This is a genomic window from Boseongicola aestuarii (assembly GCF_900184815.1).
Classification (GTDB): domain Bacteria; phylum Pseudomonadota; class Alphaproteobacteria; order Rhodobacterales; family Rhodobacteraceae; genus Boseongicola; species Boseongicola aestuarii.
The window spans coordinates 1-20,480 of sequence record NZ_FXXQ01000017.1; the positions used below are offsets into that span (position 1 = coordinate 1).

General features: G+C 55.2%; 17 protein-coding genes. 7 read left to right on the forward strand and 10 right to left on the reverse strand.

Features of this window, described 5'->3' with window-relative positions; translation table 11 throughout:
• Nucleotides 1–324 precede the first annotated feature (324 nt).
• Nucleotides 325–1,203, forward strand: coding sequence for an alginate lyase family protein (locus tag BOA8489_RS17685; protein WP_176440358.1), 879 nt, complete (start codon nt 325–327; stop codon nt 1,201–1,203).
• Nucleotides 1,204–1,491: 288 nt separating this feature from the next.
• On the opposite strand, the gene BOA8489_RS17690 is transcribed toward BOA8489_RS17685, so the two are convergent.
• Complete coding sequence (locus BOA8489_RS17690) at nt 1,492–2,319, reverse strand: hypothetical protein (protein WP_141138330.1); 828 nt, start codon at nt 2,317–2,319, stop codon at nt 1,492–1,494.
• 108 nt (nt 2,320–2,427) lie between these two features.
• On the reverse strand, nt 2,428–3,462 hold the full coding sequence (locus tag BOA8489_RS17695; RefSeq protein WP_093975642.1) for an SH3 domain-containing protein: 1,035 nt from the start codon (nt 3,460–3,462) through the stop codon (nt 2,428–2,430).
• Nucleotides 3,463–3,896: 434 nt separating this feature from the next.
• On the opposite strand from BOA8489_RS17695, the gene BOA8489_RS17700 reads away from it, so the two are divergent.
• Together BOA8489_RS17700 and BOA8489_RS17705 are read left to right on the forward strand one after the other, a co-directional pair.
• Nucleotides 3,897–5,072, forward strand: a complete 1,176-nt coding sequence (locus BOA8489_RS17700; protein ID WP_176440359.1) for a tetratricopeptide repeat protein — start codon at nt 3,897–3,899, stop codon at nt 5,070–5,072.
• A gap of 283 nt (nt 5,073–5,355) precedes the next feature.
• Nucleotides 5,356–6,534, forward strand: a complete 1,179-nt coding sequence (locus BOA8489_RS17705) for a mandelate racemase/muconate lactonizing enzyme family protein (RefSeq protein WP_093975644.1) — start codon at nt 5,356–5,358, stop codon at nt 6,532–6,534.
• A 168-nt stretch (nt 6,535–6,702) separates the two neighbouring features.
• Here the strand turns inward: BOA8489_RS17705 and BOA8489_RS17710 are convergent, their stop codons facing one another.
• Both BOA8489_RS17710 and BOA8489_RS17720 read right to left on the reverse strand, forming a co-directional pair.
• Nucleotides 6,703–7,659, reverse strand: coding sequence for a LysR family transcriptional regulator (locus tag BOA8489_RS17710; protein WP_093975645.1), 957 nt, complete (start codon nt 7,657–7,659; stop codon nt 6,703–6,705).
• Between the two features lie 490 nt (nt 7,660–8,149).
• Nucleotides 8,150–9,067, reverse strand: a complete 918-nt coding sequence (locus tag BOA8489_RS17720; protein ID WP_176440360.1) for a LysR family transcriptional regulator — start codon at nt 9,065–9,067, stop codon at nt 8,150–8,152.
• A gap of 116 nt (nt 9,068–9,183) precedes the next feature.
• On the opposite strand from BOA8489_RS17720, the gene BOA8489_RS17725 reads away from it, so the two are divergent.
• The 4 genes from BOA8489_RS17725 (at nt 9,184) to BOA8489_RS17740 (ending at nt 13,155) form a co-directional block, all read left to right on the forward strand.
• Nucleotides 9,184–10,107 (forward strand): NADP-dependent oxidoreductase, encoded by a 924-nt coding sequence (locus tag BOA8489_RS17725; RefSeq protein WP_093975648.1) that lies wholly within the window; start codon nt 9,184–9,186, stop codon nt 10,105–10,107.
• Nucleotides 10,108–10,148: 41 nt separating this feature from the next.
• The gene (locus BOA8489_RS17730; protein ID WP_093975689.1) at nt 10,149–11,003 is read left to right on the forward strand and encodes a DJ-1/PfpI family protein; all 855 of its coding nucleotides are present in this window, start codon (nt 10,149–10,151) and stop codon (nt 11,001–11,003) included.
• Between the two features lie 248 nt (nt 11,004–11,251).
• Nucleotides 11,252–12,094 carry a gamma-glutamylcyclotransferase gene (locus tag BOA8489_RS17735; RefSeq protein ID WP_141138331.1) on the forward strand — a complete coding sequence of 281 codons (843 nt, stop codon included), beginning with the start codon at nt 11,252–11,254 and terminating at the stop codon, nt 12,092–12,094.
• Entirely contained in the window at nt 12,091–13,155 is a 1,065-nt protein-coding gene (locus tag BOA8489_RS17740; protein ID WP_093975650.1) for a dipeptidase, read from the forward strand. Before BOA8489_RS17735 ends, BOA8489_RS17740 begins: the two co-directional genes overlap by 4 nt.
• 288 nt (nt 13,156–13,443) lie before the next feature.
• On the opposite strand, the gene BOA8489_RS17745 is transcribed toward BOA8489_RS17740, so the two are convergent.
• The 6 genes from BOA8489_RS17745 to BOA8489_RS17770 form a co-directional block, all read right to left on the reverse strand.
• The gene (locus BOA8489_RS17745) at nt 13,444–13,623 is read right to left on the reverse strand and encodes a hypothetical protein (protein WP_093975651.1); all 180 of its coding nucleotides are present in this window, start codon (nt 13,621–13,623) and stop codon (nt 13,444–13,446) included.
• A gap of 586 nt (nt 13,624–14,209) precedes the next feature.
• Complete coding sequence (locus BOA8489_RS17750) at nt 14,210–15,052, reverse strand: dihydrodipicolinate synthase family protein (protein ID WP_093975652.1); 843 nt, start codon at nt 15,050–15,052, stop codon at nt 14,210–14,212.
• Nucleotides 15,053–15,103: 51 nt separating this feature from the next.
• Nucleotides 15,104–16,897 carry a thiamine pyrophosphate-binding protein gene (locus BOA8489_RS17755; protein ID WP_093975653.1) on the reverse strand — a complete coding sequence of 598 codons (1,794 nt, stop codon included), beginning with the start codon at nt 16,895–16,897 and terminating at the stop codon, nt 15,104–15,106.
• Entirely contained in the window at nt 16,897–18,306 is a 1,410-nt protein-coding gene (locus BOA8489_RS17760) for an aldehyde dehydrogenase family protein (RefSeq protein WP_093975654.1), read from the reverse strand. The genes BOA8489_RS17755 and BOA8489_RS17760 overlap by 1 nt, the downstream gene beginning before the upstream one ends.
• Nucleotides 18,307–18,339: 33 nt before the next feature.
• Nucleotides 18,340–19,218 (reverse strand): sugar phosphate isomerase/epimerase family protein, encoded by an 879-nt coding sequence (locus tag BOA8489_RS17765; protein WP_093975655.1) that lies wholly within the window; start codon nt 19,216–19,218, stop codon nt 18,340–18,342.
• A 77-nt stretch (nt 19,219–19,295) separates the two neighbouring features.
• Nucleotides 19,296–20,480, reverse strand: coding sequence for a Gfo/Idh/MocA family protein (locus tag BOA8489_RS17770; protein ID WP_093975656.1), 1,185 nt, complete (start codon nt 20,478–20,480; stop codon nt 19,296–19,298).

Consider the following 20,480-nt stretch of genomic DNA (forward strand, 5'->3'; position numbering starts at 1 on the left):
TACAACACGAAACGGCCTCACAGCGCCTTGGGATATCGGTCTCCGGCTCCGGAAACCATCATGCCAATAGACCGACGACCAGTCATGCACTAACAATCAAGTTGGACCAGTCAGATCAGGCTAGGCAAACCGAAGTTCTTCATCGCCCAATCACTTGGACCTATGTGCACCAGAGACGAACAGGGTCGTCCGCGAAGTGTCACCGCCGCCAAAAGCGCACTCGATCGGCTTTACACCAACCATGCCCGTTATATTGGGGAACTTAGACGCTCGACGTCCCTCACTCCGGGCGGTGACGGACTGCAGCAGACCTGGAAGCCCATCTTGTTCAATAGCTACGCAGCTGCAGCAGCTGGCGACGAAGTGCTCGCCCGAACGATCATTGATGGCGTGAAGCGCGTGGCAGCCAGCGGGCGCTACATGAATGAATCCGAGATGCTCACAATGGCCCAGGCCAAGCGGTTCGGGCTCTGCTACCGAAACGGTCCTAGTACACCATGCCCTCAACATCTGCCGCGATTTGTGGGGCGCATGTATACAAATTTGCTAATCTCCATGGCGGTGCTGGACAGCAGCATGACCGACGATGATCGGGCTGTGATCGTTCCTTGGATTGAACGAGGTTACAAAACCTTTGTCGCCCCAGAGCTTGCTGGTGACCCAAGCGGCATCTACGACTTCGCAAACTACGGCATGGCACGTCTTGCCTTGGCCGCCGTAACCGACGACATGGGTCTTGCGAACCTCGAATTGAATGCGCGTCGCCGCGATTTTATCAAGCATATTGAGAGCTCGGGTTACATTGACGAAAACTCCTATCGAGGCGAACGCGCCTTCTGGTATCATACTGCTGGTCTCGACCCGGCACTCTCATACGCCCTCATTGCACGAGAATGGGGTGTCGACTTTTTCAAAGATCCTACACTAGGCCCGCGTCTTCGTGCTGCAGTTGATAAGACTGTTCTCGGCCTCAGCGACTATGCTGCCTTCCGTTCTGTCGGAAACCGAGGCGACGCCTACACAACCGATCCTCGTGACAGGATCGCGGATGTCCACCAGTTTGCCCTGAACCTCATCCCGATCGCAGCGCGTGAATACGGCGTCCGCATTACGCCGGGAGCGAGGTATAGAAACCTCTCAAGGCTGGAAGCGTACACTCAGACTTCGGGATTCTCGGCTCGTTGCTACTATAGCGGGCGCTGACCAAAGCACGAAAATGGCCAGTGACTTGCTCCCCCGGGACCTGTCGGCTCCTGTGGTTCATTGGGATTGCCTGATTGTCCGCTTTGTCCGCGTTGCTGCCGTCCGTGCGCCTTGTGGCGAATGACGGCTTAGAGCCCAGAGCCGCAATTCGTAAATGGCATTTAAATCGGCCGTTCAGAGAGGTTTCAGATAACTGCTGTGAGCCCGAGGCCGACGCGAAAAGCTGGCAAACTGTGACTAACGTGAAGGAACATATCTAAGGCGGAAGCCGTTGCGCGCACGCCTCGTTCACATGCCGTCTTCGAAAAACGGCTGCTGCGTCGTGATCGAAAAAAGGTCGGAAACTACGAGGATTGTCGTGATCAACGTTGGGATGAGAACGACGGTGGTGCCAATGACGATCAGCCAGAAAGAGGCGGCACGTGCAGTGGGCTTCGAGTAGTCGGCTTTCAGGTATTCCAGGCGGAAGACGTCGATCGATAGCAGGTGAAGGTTATCGTAGAACTTGCTCTTGAAACCGCTTGTATCGACGCAGCCGTCGTCAAGCTGCCTCAGAACGTCACGGATCTCCGGGTCGCTATCGCGAACGATATTCCCCGCCGAAAGAAGTTCTTCATCGGCCATGGCCGCGCGTGACCCCGACCTGACAAGGCTAATCAGCCCCTCTCGAAATCGTCGCGGGTACTTCAGGGAACCGCCGGCTTCGTCGCGGACCTCGTCATTGTCCCGCGCATCGCGCAGGAAGTCCACAATCGATAGCCTTAGGCTTCCGGCGACGCCATTGGTCGTCTTGGTCGCTTCCTTGGAACTGATGAAATCTTCATAGCCACGATACTCGGTGATTTGTTTGGGGCAGAATAGCGTGAACAGGGCAACACCCGATCCCACTATGACAAGACCAAGATAAAAGATGTCGAAGCGGGCCCGGGCGAGAAGCTCGACCAGAGGCGAAGAGTGCCGCTCTTCAGACAGCGAAAGAAAAGGCTGCAGAGGCTCGTTATGAAAGATGATGAAGGCAATGAACGGAGCAACGATTGTCAGCTTCGGAAGGTTGCCAGACGCCAATCTGGCAAGGTTGGACCACTTCGTCATCTCGTTGAAACTCGACAATCTCACCTTTGCCGTACTCCCTTCGGCGGGCTTATCGCTCCAACCAGGAAGCGCGCACGCATCGTTCGATATCGCCGTGTCATGAGCAACTTAAGAGCTCATTCGGACCTCGGTTCATTCTATGCCCATGATCACCGAATAGCTGGCAACGCTGTTGGTGCGGTTGATCACTTCGACAACGTAATCACCAGATTGCCAAAGCTGGCCCCGATACTCCTGTTCGCTGGAAACCTGATCAAGCAGAAACGACCTATCCGGGTTGAAGATCTGATATGTCATGGGACCGCCTTGCGGTCCGACACGGACATAAAGGTTCTGGCCATTACGCGCGTTCAGAATATACCGGCGGGACTCACCCGGTGCCAACTGACCGCGCAGTTCGGCGCCTGAGGCCCCTGCGGCAAACTGAACGCGTTCTTCACCGTCCCCGACGGACATGCCCGGGGCATCGGAAGAAACCTCCGCCACTCCCTCGACAAGGAAATCTCCCGCCGCCCAGCCTTCGTATCCGGGATCGGCAAGGGTGGCCACGCGGCACCACCGGCGCCCTTCGGCCATTCTGCACCCGAGGTTGCGGACATTCTGCCCGTTCGAGAGGCGCGTGACGATGCTCGCACCACCCGAAGGGCCTGCGCGCAGATTCAGCGTTCCGCCGCCCGTGACGGCCACCTCAAGAAAGTCGGGTCCGCCCGCCAGACCGTCCGCAAAGTCATTGCGGACCTCGTCGCCCGTCGAACCGACGACGGAGACATCCAGCCGGAATTTAGATGTCTCGCCGCGACGCGCCGCCGATCGGTAGAGAAAAACGGCGATCGTGTACTCACCCGACGTCGGAAGGGTCCCGGACCAGTCATTGATCGGGTCGGACATCTCTCCGATCGCAAGCGCTTCGTCCCCGAGGGAGCGGCCCGGCGCGTAGACATTGAAATAGGTCGCTAAGTTGTCGGAGGACAAGACGACGCTCATAGACTGCCCGGCCTCCGCGCCGACCCTGTAGAGCACCGCATCACGGCCCGAAACATCGCCTTCGATGGTTGTTCCGGTTGTACCCGCCGGGAAACGGACATCGAAGGTTCGATCCTGCGCCAATGCGCCCATTGTGGTCGCGACGAATAAAGTGAATGCGATGAAATGGCGGAGCAACGTCATGGCTTACCTCTCTGGATTGCTGTTGGCCTGGGAGGAAAACATCAGGCCACGATGCGCAGCCATGGTGACCTCTACACCGGTCAAGATCAACCGATGCTTGCACTTCTAGGAGTGTCGCTCGATGCGGCGCACTGCCTTCAAACCAAGCTTCTGATGCATTCTGAAACACTCGGAGAATGCAACTTTGCATCATAGACTCAAACTGCAGCTTAGTCCCGCAAAGCGGACCTTGATGCGCCTCACAGCGAATGACTGCTATGCGGGACGAAGCAGACACTCGGGGCATAAGGAGGCCCGGCCATAAGTACTGAGAATGACCAGTTCGATTGCAACTTGACGTGCCTCAATGCCGAGCCTTCTAGCCAAGGGTATGGTCTAGTCTGAGTGAAGGGAGTCGAGTCATGGGATTTTGCAGATTTCTCAGGGTGGCAGTAATGCGGAACACTTGGCTGCTGGGATTAATCCTAGGTTTGCCAGTAATGGCGCAATCCTACGATTTTTCAACGTACACTCGCCATGCTCACGGCTGGACAATGGAGTACCCTAGCGATTGGGAGGTTAATGCGACTGATCCAAACTACGTTGAGTTTTCTCGACCCGAAGAGAATGCTCTTTGTGGAGTGCATTCCGGTAATACAAGATGGACCTCAATTGATGAAGTATGGGAATTCCTGCTGACCCAAGACGGAAAGCAAGCAAGACCGGGTGGCCCTATGAATCACATTGTTGATCATGAGAGGATTGAAGCACGCCCTGAAGTTGTTGGTATTAGAGTGAACGCTGAATTGGTTCCCGGCGGAACCTCACTCCGCAGCTATTTTATCTACTCTGGGCACCTCATCATGATTGACTGCGAGACTTACACCTCGAACTGGCCGCGGGTTGCCCCTGATTACCGAGCGATTTTGGATTCAGTTTCTTTCGAGAGAACGCAAGCAGCCATTGCATACGATGAAGGCGTAGCTGCCTTTCAAAAAAGGAACGAAAGCAAAGCGTTCGAATACTTCCTGAAGGCCGCCGAAGATGGCGACGCCAGAGCGCAATACAGTGTTGGAATCATGCTGCATCAAGGTCGGGGCGCTAAAGTCAACCTGACTGAGGCGATGAACTGGCTTCGGAGGTCCGCAAAACACGGTCAATTGGGCGCGCAAGTCGCATTTTGGCAAATCAGGTTTAGTGCTGGTACTCTTATGGAACCCGAACTTGTTGAAGCACTTGTCTGGCTAAGGGCAGCGGCAGAAAACGGACACATGGATAGTCAATTTCAATTGGCAATGCATCTCCGCTATGGAGGTTCTACAATTGTTCGTGACGGCCGTACGTATGAAATGAACGCAGAAGAAGCCTTGAGATGGTTTCTCGAAGTAGCCCGCCAGGGGCACGCGGGCGCTCAATATGAGGCGGGGGCAATACTTTTGAATGAGAGTTGGAAAATGTTTAACGCCCGAGCAGCATATGGCTGGCTCAGCATTGCGGTGGAAAATGGTCATCAGGCCGCTGCTGAATTGAAAGGGAGTGCTGTTGCTAGTCTGTCTCCGGCAGAACGGCGCGCAATAGATGGCGAAGTGAAAAGATGCCTGGCTACGCAATATAGCGAATGTGGGTTTTAGCGAAATCCGAACAATTCCGGTACGCCAGAGGACGGACTTCCCGGTTGAGCAGACTTTGCATCGGAATCCGAGGCGTGCATCCGCTTTGGGCTCAAAAGAGTCATTCGCCGCAGTGTTCACCAATGACTGCCTTGCGGACTTTGGCGCCCGAGATCTGTGGTGAGGCTGTGATGGTGCACAAACTTCTGATTGATAAATAGTAAAAGGTTTCAATACATGTTTGTGTTTGGCCATTGAAACACTCGTACCAATGCATTGAATTGACGACAGCGGGAGGTATACGATGAAGATTGAAGCCGTCGATTTCTTCTACCTCTCGATGCCAGAAGTCACAACCGCGGCAGACGGCAGCCAGGACGCACTTCTTGTGAGGGTCGCAGCTGGCGGTTTCGTCGGCTGGGGAGAATGCGAGGCGTCCCCCCTGCCTTCTATCGCCGCTTTTGTCTGCCCGATGTCGCATAGCGCATGCAGGCCGGTTGCTGCCTCAGTGCTCGGCGCCAAACTGGACGAGCCAATGGACATCGCTGCGATATCCTCGCGTGTTGCCTACGACAGTATGGACCTGCTCCAGGCGACCCATACGCTCTCAGGCATCGAGATGGCGATGTGGGATCTTTTAGCAAAAACGCGCGAAGAGCCCGTCTGGCAAATGCTTGGCTATCGAACAACAGAGCCAAAGATTCCTTACGCCTCGATGCTATTCGGAGATACCCCGCAAGACACGCTCGAGCGCGGACAAAAGGCTCGCGCCGACGGCTTTAGTGCAGTCAAGTTTGGCTGGGGGCCCATCGGCACCGGCAATGTGAGGAGCGACGCAGATCAATTTGCAGCGGCGCGCGAGGGCATCGGCGGTGACGCGCATCTCATGATCGATGTCGGACAGATTTTCGGCGAGGATGTTGTGAATGCCGCGCAGCGACTTCCGGCGCTTGAGGCAGCTTCCGCGACATGGTTCGAGGAGCCGTTCTCGGGGTCTGCATACGAGGCTTATGCAGCGCTTTCAGCGCGCGGATCGAATGTGGGTATCGCCGGCGGCGAAGCCGCGCATAGCGTCGCCATGGCCCGGCACCTGATGGACTTCGGCAAAGTCGGTTTCGTGCAGATCGACTGCGGGCGGATCGGTGGGATCGGCCCAGCGTTCGAGGTCGCGCGTATGGCTCAGACGCGCAACGTCACCTATGTCAACCATACCTTCACTACTCACCTCGCGCTCAGCGCCTCCCTACAACCCTATGCCGGACTCGCCGAGCATCGGATCTGTGAGTTCCCGGCCCACCCTAGCGCGCTCGCCGAGGCCGTCGCAGCCAATCCGCTCATGCGCAACTCTGCCGGAGAGATTAGTGCACCGGCAGCCCCGGGACTCGGCATTGAAGTCGACATCGAAGCCCTGCGTCCATATCTGCTCGACGCCGAGATAAAAGTCGGTGGTCGTGTAATCTACAAGACACCTGACCTTGGCTGATAGTAAGGTGGGCGCAACAAAGCGATCATTGGTACCCGCCGGTCCGAGCGTTCCGCGACGAAGGTCCGCTTTTGCCGGGAGCCGCCATCAGTCAAAATCCACCCAATGACCATTCTGCGGGACGAAGCTTCCGTTATGGACGAAGGTCCGGCTCAGGGGATTTGCCCACTAGTTTTTTCGCAAATGCGCGCTGTATCGCGGCGCAAAATATGCTGTGAATGCTTTCACCTCAGGTCGTCGGTAGGCGGACGGGTTCACCAACAGCCAAACAGTCGTTCCCAAGTTTGCGGGCAACTCAATACAATGGACGAGCGTATCGTCGCTCTTCATGAACCGCGTTGGGAGAATTCCAATTCCGGCCCCCATTTGAACAGCGGTTTCCATAGCCCTAAAGTCTTGGCAGGTCATAGCAATCTGATCTGGACTAATGCGCTGAAGCAGCCACTCATTGATCCTATTGAGACGCTGATTTCCTCCAAAAACCAGGTACTTATGTCCATCCATTTCTGATTCTGAATGCGGTACATCAGATTTCCCCGCATAGGACTTCGACGCAAACAAGGAATGCGTAATGGTGGCCAAATTCCGGCAGATCAACGATGGATCGTCAATTTCCTTGTTTGTCCATCTAATCGCGATGTCAACATCTCCAGCCGATACGTCGATCGCCTCGTCACTCGGGATCAACTCGAATTTCGCGCTCCCGTAACTCTCGACAAAGCCTTCGAGGATGGCGGAAAGGCGTGGATTAAATGCGTCCGTCACCGCCGTAATACGAATGGCGCAGGAATGTACCGACGCCAGCCGAGCGGCCTTCATATCCAATGCCTTTGCCGCTTCCTCGACCACTTCGGCACTCGGCACTAACGCCAAGGCGTCTTGGGTGGGTGAAAAACCTTGCGTGGTCCGCTCAAACAGAACCAGCTCAAGGGTGTGTTCCAACGCTTCAATTCGTCTTGCCACTGTGGGCTGCGCCATCCCAAGAGTTTTGGAGGCCGCCAAAGTTGAACCGGCCCGCAACACTGCGAGAAAAACCCGGACATCTGACAAGTTCTGAAATACGCTCTTCATTTTTGTAGAGCAGCACAACGCCGGGGCGGATACCAGAAAAATCCGCCAATCCATAGGCTGCCCTCAACACAAGACAGAGGATCACCCGATGACACTTGCAATCCCATTGTTCGCTTTCTCAAACCTAAAACAGACCGCACGCACGTTGTTCGCCCAGCTAGCCGCGGCGAAGACGCTAGCAAATTCAGCGGATGACACCACGCAAGAAGATCGTGATTTCTTTCTCGAAATGATGACTCGAAATCCAAAGGCCGTTCAAAGTGATCTAGGCTGCATGGCGATAATGACCCTATATCCCCGGCACTTTTGAGAGCCAGAAGTTTACTGAGCAAGGATAACAGTTGCTGAGTAGTTTGGCTCCGCCGTCAATCCGACTAAATGCGGGCATTCGTTAGCATTGCAGCATTTGTTAAAGTGGGATCAAAGCCGCCGTTCGCTGCGGCGCGCAACAATGACCGAAATGCGGACAAAGTGAGCTTTCGCTGCGCCGTTCATAAAGGACTGCTTCCTTCACGGTTCACTTGATGCCTGAACGATCAACGTACTATGGATTATCCGTTTCTATCGTGAGGTCCGCGATAAGGGAATCAACGCTTACCTTAACCTTTTGCAGACGGAACTTTGGCGGGTGATAGAGAAGGTACATCCCCATCTCGACATCGCCACTGGTTGAAAGTCGGCCGTCTTCGAGGTCGATCTTTTGTAACCGCCCGTCTGTGATTTCGGCTGTTACCCCCCAAGTGGGGAGGAGCGCTAGGCCCCTTCCTTTGACAACGCTTTCCAAAATCGATGGCCCATGATTGCTGACGTATTTCGGCGCCAGGTCGATGGTTTTCCAATTCCCATCCTTTTTCATTTGCCAATTCAGAACGCCGCGTGGGGTGCGGTACATGAAAACCGGGCTGTCTCTTAGGTCATCGGACGTGCGCGGCGCCCCGTTTCGATTGATGTAGTCGGGTGACGCGACCAAATTGAAGGTGTGGTCGCCCAAACGGCGCGCGATGACATGGTCCGGCAAATCCGAAGCCGCGCGGATTGCGATGTCGGCCTCATTGCTGGAAAGACTAAGGACCTGGTCGGTGATGTTCAGATCGAACTCAATATCTGGGTAGAGGCTTCTCAATTTCTGCACAGCGGGTAGAACGTAAAGCTCGGCATACCCAGGCATTGCGGTTATCCGCACGGTTCCAGTTGGCGCAGCGGACTGAGCTTGCACCATCTCATCGGCTATTTCGATGGACTGCAGCGCAGGTGCAATTTCGCCCAAGTACAACTTCCCCAAGTCGGTCAAGCTTACAGACCGAGTGGTGCGCACAAAAAGGGCCGCACCAAGATCGGCTTCGAGGTCTTTGATGCGACGTGAGACAGACGATGACGGCACTCGGAAGTGATCTGCCGTTTCACTGAAACTTAAAGTCTGCGCCAATTTCGCGAAGTAGCGCAGCGCACGAAGGCGATCCATACAAACCCCTATTATTGTCGTAATGACATTAGTCATAGCCAATATTGAGCCATTATCAATATAAACGGGCGTCTTTATGTGTTTTTCAACAATTATTCATACCCAAAGGACACGCCATGAAAGCCGCAGTCTATCACGATTATGCCGCACCAGTTGAAATCGTCGAGGTCGCAAAGCCCTTGTTGCAAGACAGTAGTGTCTTGATCCAAGTGCATGCCGCCAGCCTGAATCCAATCGATAACATTCTGCGTGCGGGTTACCTGCGGCAGATGCTTGAACTGAGTTTTCCGCACGTGAAGGGCTATGACGTTTCGGGCAAGGTCGTCGAAGTTGGCAAGGACGTGAAGAGCGTCAAAGTTGGCGACGAGGTCTTTGCCCGTCCAAATCAGGAAGATGCCGGTGCAATTGCTGAATTCGCACGCCTTCAGGAAAGCGAACTGGCGATCAAACCGGCAAACATAAGCCATGAGCAGGCAGCCTCTGTCCCACTCGCTGGTCTGACTGCTTGGCAGGCGTTGGTGTCCAAAGGCAACATTCAGGCGGGTGACAAAGTCCTGATCCACGCAGGCTCTGGTGGAGTTGGCACCCTTGCAATCCAGATCGCTAAACATTTTGGGGCCTTCGTCGCGACGACGACAAGCGGCAAGAACGCCGACCTAGTCAAAGATCTCGGCGCGGACCTGGTCATCGATTACACGACACAGACGTTTGAAGATGAACTGTCTGACTACGATCTGGTTGTCGACACTATGGGCGGTGAAACCCTCGAGCGTTCTTTCAAAGTGCTAAAGAAAGGCGGAACGATCGTTTCGGTCAAGGGCCAGGACACCGATGGCTTGGCCGCCAAATATGGCGTTAACTTTGAATGGTTCTTCATGTGGCCTGACGGGGAAATGTTGGCCGAGCTTGGCAAACTGCTCAGCGACGGAACGGTCAAGACTGTCATCGACAGCTCGTACCCGATGGACCAGTCCGCCGAAGCTTTCGATCGGCTTGCGACCGGACGCGCTAAAGGAAAGATCGTTGTTTCGATCAAATAGCCGCGACTGACAGCCCCTTCCCAAAATGAATGAGAACCGAAATGATCAAGAAAATCCTTGGCATCGCGCCCACACCCACAGCCGACGGCGCGTTCAGCCCGTCCCCTTTGGCGATTAAATTAGGAACATCTTCCACTACCGACTATGACGGCGGTGCCTACACCAAACCCTACGCGGGGGCCAAGAATCGCGTGCTGATGGTTTGCACCGAAGAACGCAATATGACGATGGCCAATGGCAAGAAATTCTCGACCGGCAATCACCCCGTCGAGATGGGCCTGCCAATGCTGCATCTGATGAACGCGGGCTTTGAGATTGATGTCGTCACCCCGACAGGCGCGCCGGTCGCAATCGAAGCATGGGCAATGCCAGCGGACGACGCAGATATACAAAAACTATATCGTGATTTTGATGCGGCCTTTGCGAACCCCGGTAGCCTTGCAGATTTCGTCGCAAACGACATGGAAGAGGCAACCCAATACGCCGCAATATTCATCCCCGGCGGCCATGGTGCAATGCTCGGGCTGCCAGAGAATGCCGACGTCGGAAAAGTGCTCCACTGGGCGCACGATACAAACCTTCATACCCTCGCGCTTTGTCACGGTCCTGCAGCACTCCTCGCGGCCAAAAGTGACGCCGGGTTTCTGTACAACGGCTATAAAATCACCGTGTTCCCAGATGCCGTTGACAAGCATACGCCGGTGATCGGCTATTTGCCTGGGCCGATGCCGTGGTGGGTATGCGAGAAACTGAACGCGCTTGGCGTGGTAACCATCAACAAAAAGGCCGACAATTCGGTTCATGTTGACCGCCGCCTAGTTACAGGCGCAAGCCCAAAAGCCGCCAATGATTTCGGAAGGCTAGCAGCGCAAACATTGCTGAACACAGCCCGCTAAATCTAGCAGCGATCGAATGGTTCTTTCCAGCCGTTCGATCGTTGTGCAGCATCTGTGAGTTTGGGCTCAATGCAGTCATTCACTGCATCGCGGCACGTACCGCCCGATTGAACGTCCGCTTTGGGCTCTGAGCAGTCATTCGCTGCAGGAAGTACCAATGACCGCTTTGCGGACCAAGCAGTCATCTAGCTTCTATCAAACTGGCAGCGATTGACATGCGAGCCGGCTGTTGAGCGTCGTAGTCGGAAGTGCAAAAACTTAAAGATTTATCGGCACGCCATGCTACTGTCACTCAATCCGAGTTTGGCGGATTTTGGTGTTTGGTTGGATTTGGAATGAATCAGTTACAAGACCCTTTCCAATATCATCCGGAGCTACGTGACAAGATTACTGAGCCGCTCAGCTCGTTTTTTCGAAATTTCCGGGCCGAAACTATTTTGGAGAAACATCCTGAACTCGAGTGGGTTGGTGAGTTTCTTCACACTGACGATGAGCGCGAGAAGAGCCGATTGGATGCTCTGAAACATCATCCAGAAGAGGACCTTTGGGTTTTTGCTTATGGGTCACTAATGTGGGACCCTGCTCTTAAGTTCTCGGAGGTCCGCCGCGCAAAAGTTTTGGGCTACGAACGCCGCTTTATCCTTAAAGAGATTTACGGTGGACGCGGCAACAAGGAAGCGCCCGGGCTGATGGCGGCACTTGATAGAGGCGATGGCTGCGAGGGGCTAATATTTCGTATCCCGAAAGACTTCATTGAATTCGAGACAGAGATACTTTGGCGACGAGAGTTAGTGGTTCCGACCTATACTCCGGCTTTTGTAACCGCAGTCGCGGATGATCAGCACCTGAAAGTTCTTACCTTTGTGGCGGATCATCAGACTGTCCAAATATGCGGTGACATCTCGCGAGAAGAGCAAATTAATTGTCTCGTCAACGGACGTGGGATCTTGGGCACGAGCCTTGAATACTTGGAAAATGTTGTTTCGCAGTTTGAAGTTCTCGGCATCAAAGACGAAGAATGTTCGACACTCTTGGCAGAAGCAAAAGCGCATAGGCTTTCTCTGGCAACTTCGGATGAGGGTGGCGTATGACAGACCGCATTCCATTTTTTGACGGGCACAATGACTTCCTTCTTCGATTGATGTTTGGCTCGAATGAGCGGGAGGAAGTGTGGCTAGGAAATGCGGGTAAGGGCCACCTCGACCTAGCACGAATGAAGCAGGCAGGATTTGCCGGTGGTTTGTTTGCTATATTTGTCCCGCCAATTTCCGGTGGTCCGCCGCCTGATTTTGCATCGTTGATGGCAAACCCACCCTACGATTTGCCTATGCCGCCAAAAATGACACACGGCGAAGCTCAACCTATGGCGTTAACCATGGCAGGTCTTTTGCACTGGATGGAACGCGCCGCGCCTGATGATTTCAAGGTTTGCTGCACAGCCGAAGAAGTGCGTGAAGCCATCTCGAACAACATCATTGCCGGTGTCATGCATATGGAGGGCGCTGAGGCTATTGGACCAGATCTTGATGCGCTCTATTTGTTTTACGACATGGGCTTACGGTCACTCGGGCCGGTTTGGAGCCGTCCAACCATTTTTGGCGACGGTGTGCCTATGAGCTTTCCTGGGTCACCCGATATCGGCAGTGGTTTGACAGAGAAGGGCAAGGACCTTGTGCGGCTTTGCAACGAGCTTGGGATTATTGTTGATCTTTCGCATATGAATGAAGCTGGTTTCGATGATGTTGCGAAGATCAGCACAGCGCCTCTGGTTGCAACACATTCAAATGCACATGCCTTATCAGAATCCCCACGCAACCTCACCGATCGGCAGTTGGCGCAGATCCGAGAGACCGGTGGAATGGTCGGCTTCAACTACGCCACCTTCTACATCAACGAAGATGGCAGAGCGTCGAATGATATGGGTTGGGAACCACTGATCAGACATATAGACCATTTGATCGAGCACTTAGGCGAGGATCATGTTGGTTTAGGGTCTGATTTTGACGGCTGTATTCTGCCGAAGTTAATTGGAGACGTGACTGGTGTACCGAACTTTCTGATCGCCCTAAGCGAACACGGCTACGATAATGCACTTCTTCAGAAATTAGCGCGAGATAATTGGCTTGATTGTCTGGAGCGCGGGTTAAGTTAAGCGTCCGGCACCTCATATGATTTTGACGTTGCGAGCACCAAATCCTTGCCCCAGTCCTGTATGTGGTTAACTCCATTCTCATGATCTGAATTAACCAACGTCGATGGTTTAGCATGAGTCGATAAGCAATCGACGATAGGCTCGAAGCTGCCGCTCGCTGCAACATTCAGCAATGACCGCCTTGCGGGACGAAGCTGCCGTGAGCCATGCCAGGAAAGCCATAACTAACGAAAACCCAAGCCGGCTCTGACTGCCCAAGGGCGTGGCGACGCAGGCTGTTCGACTCCCTCAAATATTGTAACCGCGGTTTTTCAGGATGTTCCGGACGTTATCCGGAATATGCTGACCGTCTTCTCCGGGCTCCACGTTTCGTTCGGTCCAAGTGGCCAGCCACTCATAACTTAAGGTGAAAAAATCAAAGATTCGATCAGTTGCAGTCTGGTGATGTGTTGTCGCTACCTGTGCCATTGTCGCGTCCTCATGTTCTAGACAATGCTATGTTGGCAGTGCCAGAAACATCGGCCAATCCTATGGGTTCGATATATGCTATTGGTAGATTTGATGACCCATTGATCGGAGAGACTGCAATGCTGAGATGAATCCGGCTCAATTCAGGTCAAATCACCCAGATTCAGCCAAAAATTGCGAATTTTCCCTGTATTTTCCTGTTAACAGGGAAAATACAGGGAAAAATTGTGGAATTGGGCTGAATCCGGGCAATATTGACGAAAACCAAACGATTTCCCTGAGCGTTTACAATTAGATAAGAGGCATATCCCTGTTAATTTGATAACAGGGAATAATTTCCGACTATCAGGGAAAGACTGAGGAGGAACAGGGAAGGGAGGTGGCGAAGCAGGGAAGTAAATAACCTGCATAACTCACGATGGCGCTGAGGACGTAGTTGATACGCCGAAAGGCCGCTTTCTGCACATGAACCGTCATCAACTTGGATCGCAGCGAAGGTCGGCTCGGAGCCAGTTACTGCCACTCGACGCGCTGATGACATAGGTCCACCTCGAGGACGCAGTTGCTTTGACAAAGTCGGAGCCATTCAAATTCCAAGCTGTCTCCGAGCTTCAGCGCTCAGGGGTTTCAGTGGCGCGCGCACGCGATCCCAGTCTGGATCGTCGTTTTGTCGCCCGAGGAGAGCCTTAAGTGCGGGAATTACGGGTTTCGTCACAATTCGCGTGACTTCCGCTGAGATCGCAACGTCTTCGGTCGCGCTCTCAAAGATATGGCGTATGCGTCCAGGATAAAGGTTCGCCATTCCGGTGATCGCGCCCGCACCTCCTCTGGCGGAGGCGCGATGGAGTAGGCGCTCGTCGCCAACAAGGACTGGAATAACGTCAAGTGCCAGCAGTTTTGTCGCATTATCCCAGTCCCCTGAGCTGTCTTTGACCGCCAGCAACCGATTGGGAAAGCTGTTCGTCAAGCGTCCGACAAGATGCACAGACAGCGCAACGCCGGTAACTTGGGGAATGTGATAAAGGACGAATTTGGCTCGCGGGTCAGCTCTGGCGAAGAGCTGAGCGTGCCAATCAAACAGGCCCTCGTCACTGCAATCCTTGAAAAAGAATGGAGGAACAAGAAGAAAGCTGGACACACCAATTGCAAGTCCATCGGCTGTTTGTGCTGCAGCTTCAACCACAGAGGTTGCATAGATGGTTTGGATGATCGATGCAGTTGGAATTCCCTCTGTGACCAAGTGTCTTAGCCCGGCAGTTCGCTCTGCCGAGCTGACCGACGCTCCCTCACCGGTCGTGCCAAAGATCGTTACGCCAGCGGCGCCGTTTTTTAGAACATCGCGCGCGTGTTGAACTAACCTGACCAAATCGATTTGTCCATCAGCAGAGAATGGCGTTAGAAGGGCTGCAGAAATTCCAAATGTCTTCACGTAGTCATCCCAATCCCAGCGCTCCCAGTCTCGTCACCCCGCCAACCAATCTTAGGTTGAAACGTGGCTTACGTCCTTGTCCGGGGAATATATGTCGAGAATGTTCCAGTGTCCCGTAGTAGGTGTCGGGTTGTTGATCATAGGCACATCCAGAACGGTCGGCTTTCCGCGTGCAATTGCGGCCCGCAATGCGGGCAGTAGCTCGTCAGCGGAACTGATCCGCACCCCCTCGGCGCCATAGGCCTGCGCGATCTCAGCATAGCCGGGACCGTTCGTCGGCGCATCGGGCGAGCCGGGAAACATTGTTCCATAGGTCAGCCCATAGTGAGCTTTTTGGAGACCCGCGATCGTGCCAAAAGCGTTGTTGTTCATAACTAGCCAAATTATGCCGAGATCGAGCTCGACGGCTGTTGCCAACATGGAGGGGTTTTGCCCAAAACCGCCGTCGCCAACCAGGCTGATGACTACGCGATCCGGTGCAGCAAGCTTCGCTCCGATGGCACCCGGAGGGCCGAAGCCCATGGTCGCAAAACCACCTGGTGTCAGGATCGACCCGGGGGTCAGAATGTCGAACTGCTGGCCTACACCGTTCTTGTTCCAGCCGACATCAGTGGTGATGATGGCGTCTTCGGGCAATGCTTTGCGTGTGTCGGCAAGGATGCGTTCAGGCATCATCGGGAAGGCAGCCGAGCTCTGCATCTCGACATTCGATGCCTTGAAGCTTTCGCGGAAGGCGGCGATTTCGGCTTTCTTCTCGGTCCTCGCAAAGCCATCAGGATACATCTCTTTCGCCACGCGTGTCAGCACGCGCAGCGCGGCTTTAGCGTCAGCCACCGCACCGATCTCTGTCGGATAGTTGCGACCGATTTCCTGCGGCTCGATGTCGATATGAATAACCTTTGTGTCATTGCCCTCTGCGCCGATGTTGAATGTGTAGCCGGGATACCAGCTGGAACAGTCGGCTTCCTTGAACCGGGTGCCCAACGCAAAGACATAATCCGCGTCCAGGCAGGTCTGGTTGACCAACTCAGTCCCCCAGAAACCGGTCATGCCCATGACCAGTGGGTGATCGTCACGCAGCGCACCCTTGCCCATGAGCGAGTGCGCCACTGGCAGACCCATGTGATCGACGAATTCACGCAATTCTTCGCTGGCTTTCGCCAAGAGGATGCCGCCGCCAACATAGGCGACGGGTTTATCGGCGCGCGCCAGAGCCTCGACAATCTCACCCGCGGTCACATCGTCGATGGACGATTTTTTCAGAGCGCTGGTGTTCTTAGCCACGCGATCAAACGTGTCGGACGGGATGACCTCTGAGAAGATGTCCATCGGCACATTAACTAGCACCGGCCCGGGCTGACCGCTTTCAGCCAGATGAAACGCCTTCTCGAGGATTTCGGCCATCAGATCGGCGCGGTCTACCCGCCAAGCGCGTTTCACGAAGGGGCGGTAGATTTCCCACTGGGCAGCATCTGCGTGCAGGTTCACTTCCTGATGCGGGTGCTTGCCGTAATAATGCGTCGGGATATCACCTGCGATTACGACCATCGGAATGCAGTCGAGGGCGGCATTGGCAACGCCGGTGGCGCAATTCGTCAATCCGGGAGAGAGATGCGATAGCACCACCGACGCGCGCCCCTGCACACGGGCATAGGCATCGGCTGCATGGCTCGCGATCTGTTCATGGCGCACGGTGACGAAGTCTATGGGGCTTTCCGCCATTGCAGCCAGCACAGCGATATTCGTGTGTCCGCAAAGCCCGAAGACGTGCCGTACATCGCGCCGTTCGAGAAAGTCGATGATATGTTCCGCGACGGTTTTGCCGTCCAATTTCGAGCCATCCATCACGCGACCTCCTGTCCGTAGAACTCACCAAATAGCTCTTCTTCCGAAGGGCGATCTTCTGCAATCGGGCGGCTGACCCAGGTGTAGTTCATCATGTGTTTTATGGTGACGTTTTCGTTGGTGATGTTGCCGCCCCAGATGCCGCAGCCCAGCGAAGAGGTCATCGGCATCCCGTTGGTCCAAGCACCTGCATTGGCCTTGGATTGCGGCTGGCGCACCATCATGCGGCTGACCGGCGCGAGGCGGGCCAGTCGGTCGATGTTCTCGTCGTTGTGGCTGTAGATGCCGCAGGAATGGCCCTTGCCGCCGGTGTTGTAAATCTGGCGAACGGTCTCTAGTGCGTAGTCAAACGTCTCGAAGTGGTAGAGCGCCATGAGCGTCGTCAGCTTTTCCTTTGAGAACTTGTGTTCCGGCCCGATCTGATCTTGATTTTCCACCATCAGGAACCTTCGATCCTCGGGGATGGAAAAGCCCGCGACATCCGCCGTCTGCTGCGGCCGGCAGGCGATGGTCGGGAATGTGCGGTTGCCCTTCTCGTCCCACATCGCCGCTTCCAGCATCGCCTTTTCCTCGGCGTTGCATAGATAGCCGCCTTCCACTTCCAATGCTGCGACCATCTGGTCATAGATCGAACGCTGGATGATGATATTGCCATCCGCGGAACAGCCGGAGCCGAAGTCGGATGTCTTAGAGACGCGTGTATTCTGCGCGGCGATCTCGATATCCGCGGTCTCGTCTATGACAATAGAGGAATTGCCCGCGCCGACACCGTAGGCAGGTTTGCCGCTGGAGTAGGCTGCCTGCACCATCGGCTTGCCGCCAGTGGCCAGGGTCAGATCACAGATGCTCATCAAGTGTTGCGTGAGCGGGATGGACGGTTTGCGCACAGCCTGAAACAGATCCTCGGGCGCCCCTGCGACGCGGCAGGCGGTGCGCATGACTTCGGTCATTTCCCAGGTGGTTTGTGCCGTGCGGGGGTGGGGTGAAAAGATCACCGCATTGCGTGCATTGGCCGACGACACGCCTGTTACCGGCGGGGTCATCGCCGGATTGGTCATCGGGATTAGCGAGGCAATCACACCCACTGGCTTGGCGTATTTCACCAGGCCCTTGGCCTCGTCCACCTCGACGATGCCGGTTGAGGGCGTACGCAGTACGTCGCGCAGCACCATTTGAATCTTGAACCGCTTCGCAGGACGACCCTGCCGATCACCGATACCGCTTTCGTCTACGCCTTGTTCGGCCAGACAGGTAAACGTCTTCTCGTTGCCTGTATACCAGGCAATCGCCTGGCTCAGCCGGTCAAGCTGCTCCTGGCTCCAGTCTTCAATCTGCGCCTGCGCAGCGCGCGCGCGGGCAAGCATGTCTTTGGCCAATGCGCGTTCTTCGTCGGTCAGGTCTCGTGCCATATCGGGCGTCCTTTTCGTTTTCGATGTTTTTGGTCATGCCGCCAGAGGCTCAGCCATGCGGCGCTTGGAGCGGGTCGCGCCAAAGACCTGTTTGGCGTGGGTCAGGCAGCGACGGGCGTGTTCTTCGTATCCAAGTTCAGACACACGACTCTGGTTTGGCAGCTCAATAGAGTAGTTCATCGGCGGGCAACGCTCGATAATGCCGGCAAAATCAATCCACCCCTCTCCGGGGTAGAGACGGGCGTCACGAGCAAGTTGGATCATGCCTTCGCGCGTATCAGCGATACCAGGCAGGCAGTCCGAGATGTGCAGGAAATGCAGCCATTCGGGCGGGACGTGGAGAAGCTCGCCCAGATCGACGCGAGAGAGGTGCAAGTAAAGCGTATCCACCAATACGCCCCCGTTCGGACGGTCGGCCGCGCGGACGATATCCAGCACTTCGTCCAAAGTGCGCAGACGCGAAAAAGACGGGAACTCCAGATCAATCGTCAGCCCATAAGGCGCGGCCAGATCACACGTCTCGGAATAGACATCGAGCAGGAAATTCCGGTCATCACGCCGCGTGGTCCAGGCGGACATGATCATGTGCCGCGCTCCAAGTTCGCCGCCCAATTCCAGTGCCGCTTCAAACTCGCGCGGATCACAATCCTCGGTTATCCGGGCCAGTTCGATATCCAGAACCTTGAGGCCGGTCGTGTCCAAAGCTGTTTTCGTGGCTTGCACCTGCGCCTTGTCGAGCGGTGCATGTGTGAATTCACCGGGGACGTTCATCGTGATGAAGCGTGGGCTGACAGCTTCATAACCAGCGCGGGCCGCCACATAGACCAACTCTGCCGGTGTGCAGTTGATGAGTGTCAGATGTGCAAGAGAATAGAGCGGATCATCCAGTTCAGCGGGTCTTGTGTCTGCCATTGTGAATGTCTCCGGGCGCGTTGAGTCTCTATTCTCCTATGTAATACAAAATATCTGATGTTTTGTAAATTATCAATTTACGTGATCTCAACCCACGCTCCTCGGGCCTCATTCGACCGAACGCAGGCGTCGATAAGCCGTACGCCGTCCCGACCAGCCGCAACCCTTGGTAGTCCAAGGTACCGCGGAGACAGCTCTAAACCATCTCGCCGCGCCGCCACTGCCATCGCAAATTCGGTGTAGAGATTGCCCCAGGCCTCGATGACGCCCTCCGGAAAACCACGAGCAGACAGGACCAATCGTTCGACCTGTGGTGACACGCCGTGTCCGTGGCCACGGCTGATGATCTGATCCGGTGCACCAAATTGGTTGAATTTCAGCCGGTCGCACTCCTCCAGATCCCACTCAAGGCCACCTTCTGATCCGAATATACGCAATCGCAACCCGCCGCGATTGCCCGGCGCGAGGCGCGTCGCCATCAATGTGCCAGGGATCTCGCCTGCGTGCTTTGTCCAGGCAAAAAACGTGTCCTCCAAAGGTTTCGGCGCGCCACAAACGTGGAATTCGGCCCGCAAGTCGGTGAGAGCAAGGTCACTGGCAAAGGCCGCCAGGTGCGCGGCATGGGTGCCAATATCCCCAACACATGAGGTGCGCCCGGATTTGGCCGGATCAAGCCGCCATTTGACATGGGGCGCGTCCGCGAAGTCATCTGGTGTCATCCAGTCCTGCATGAATTCAACGTGGATCTGGTTGATTTTGCCGATCCCACCTCGCGATACAATCTCACGCGCTTGCCGGATCATCGGGAAGCAAGACATGACGTAAGACACGCCAAAAATGCAACCCGTGCTCTGAACCAGCTCGACCAGGGCATCCGCCTCGGCGAGGTCATTGGTCAGGGGTTTGTCACAAAGCACGTCAATGCCAGCCTCCAGAAACGCCCTGGCAGAATCGAAATGCAGGTGGTTAGGCGTAGTGATCATCACCGCGTCCACACCATCCGGGCGGGCGGCTTCGCGCGTGGCCATCTCAGCGAAGGAAGCATAGCATCGATCCTGAGGCAGATACCACTCAGCAGCCGCCGACTTTGCGCGGACCGGATCTGACGAAAATGCGCCAGCAACCACCTCCCAACGGTCCGTCAGCCGTGCGGCCATAGCCTGCATACCCGCGATACGTCCGCCGCCGACCACGCCCAGACGCAAGCGACGAGAGAGGCATGGAAACGGACCTTCAAAGTCAATCTGTTCAGGTAAAAGCAC

What these genes read in the sequence shown, in the direction of transcription:
- BOA8489_RS17695 (WP_093975642.1), bottom strand. Translation starts at nt 3,462, where the DNA reads ATGACGTTGCTCCGCCATTTCATCGCATTCACTTTATTCGTCGCGACC.
- BOA8489_RS17700 (WP_176440359.1), top strand. Translation starts at nt 3,897, where the DNA reads ATGCGGAACACTTGGCTGCTGGGATTAATCCTAGGTTTGCCAGTAATG.
- BOA8489_RS17705 (WP_093975644.1), top strand. Translation starts at nt 5,356, where the DNA reads ATGAAGATTGAAGCCGTCGATTTCTTCTACCTCTCGATGCCAGAAGTC.
- BOA8489_RS17710 (WP_093975645.1), bottom strand. Translation starts at nt 7,659, where the DNA reads ATGGATTGGCGGATTTTTCTGGTATCCGCCCCGGCGTTGTGCTGCTCT.
- BOA8489_RS17720 (WP_176440360.1), bottom strand. Translation starts at nt 9,067, where the DNA reads ATGGATCGCCTTCGTGCGCTGCGCTACTTCGCGAAATTGGCGCAGACT.
- BOA8489_RS17725 (WP_093975648.1), top strand. Translation starts at nt 9,184, where the DNA reads ATGAAAGCCGCAGTCTATCACGATTATGCCGCACCAGTTGAAATCGTC.
- BOA8489_RS17730 (WP_093975689.1), top strand. Translation starts at nt 10,149, where the DNA reads ATGATCAAGAAAATCCTTGGCATCGCGCCCACACCCACAGCCGACGGC.
- BOA8489_RS17740 (WP_093975650.1), top strand. Translation starts at nt 12,091, where the DNA reads ATGACAGACCGCATTCCATTTTTTGACGGGCACAATGACTTCCTTCTT.
- BOA8489_RS17745 (WP_093975651.1), bottom strand. Translation starts at nt 13,623, where the DNA reads ATGGCACAGGTAGCGACAACACATCACCAGACTGCAACTGATCGAATC.
- BOA8489_RS17755 (WP_093975653.1), bottom strand. Translation starts at nt 16,897, where the DNA reads ATGGATGGCTCGAAATTGGACGGCAAAACCGTCGCGGAACATATCATC.
- BOA8489_RS17760 (WP_093975654.1), bottom strand. Translation starts at nt 18,306, where the DNA reads ATGGCACGAGACCTGACCGACGAAGAACGCGCATTGGCCAAAGACATG.
- BOA8489_RS17765 (WP_093975655.1), bottom strand. Translation starts at nt 19,218, where the DNA reads ATGGCAGACACAAGACCCGCTGAACTGGATGATCCGCTCTATTCTCTT.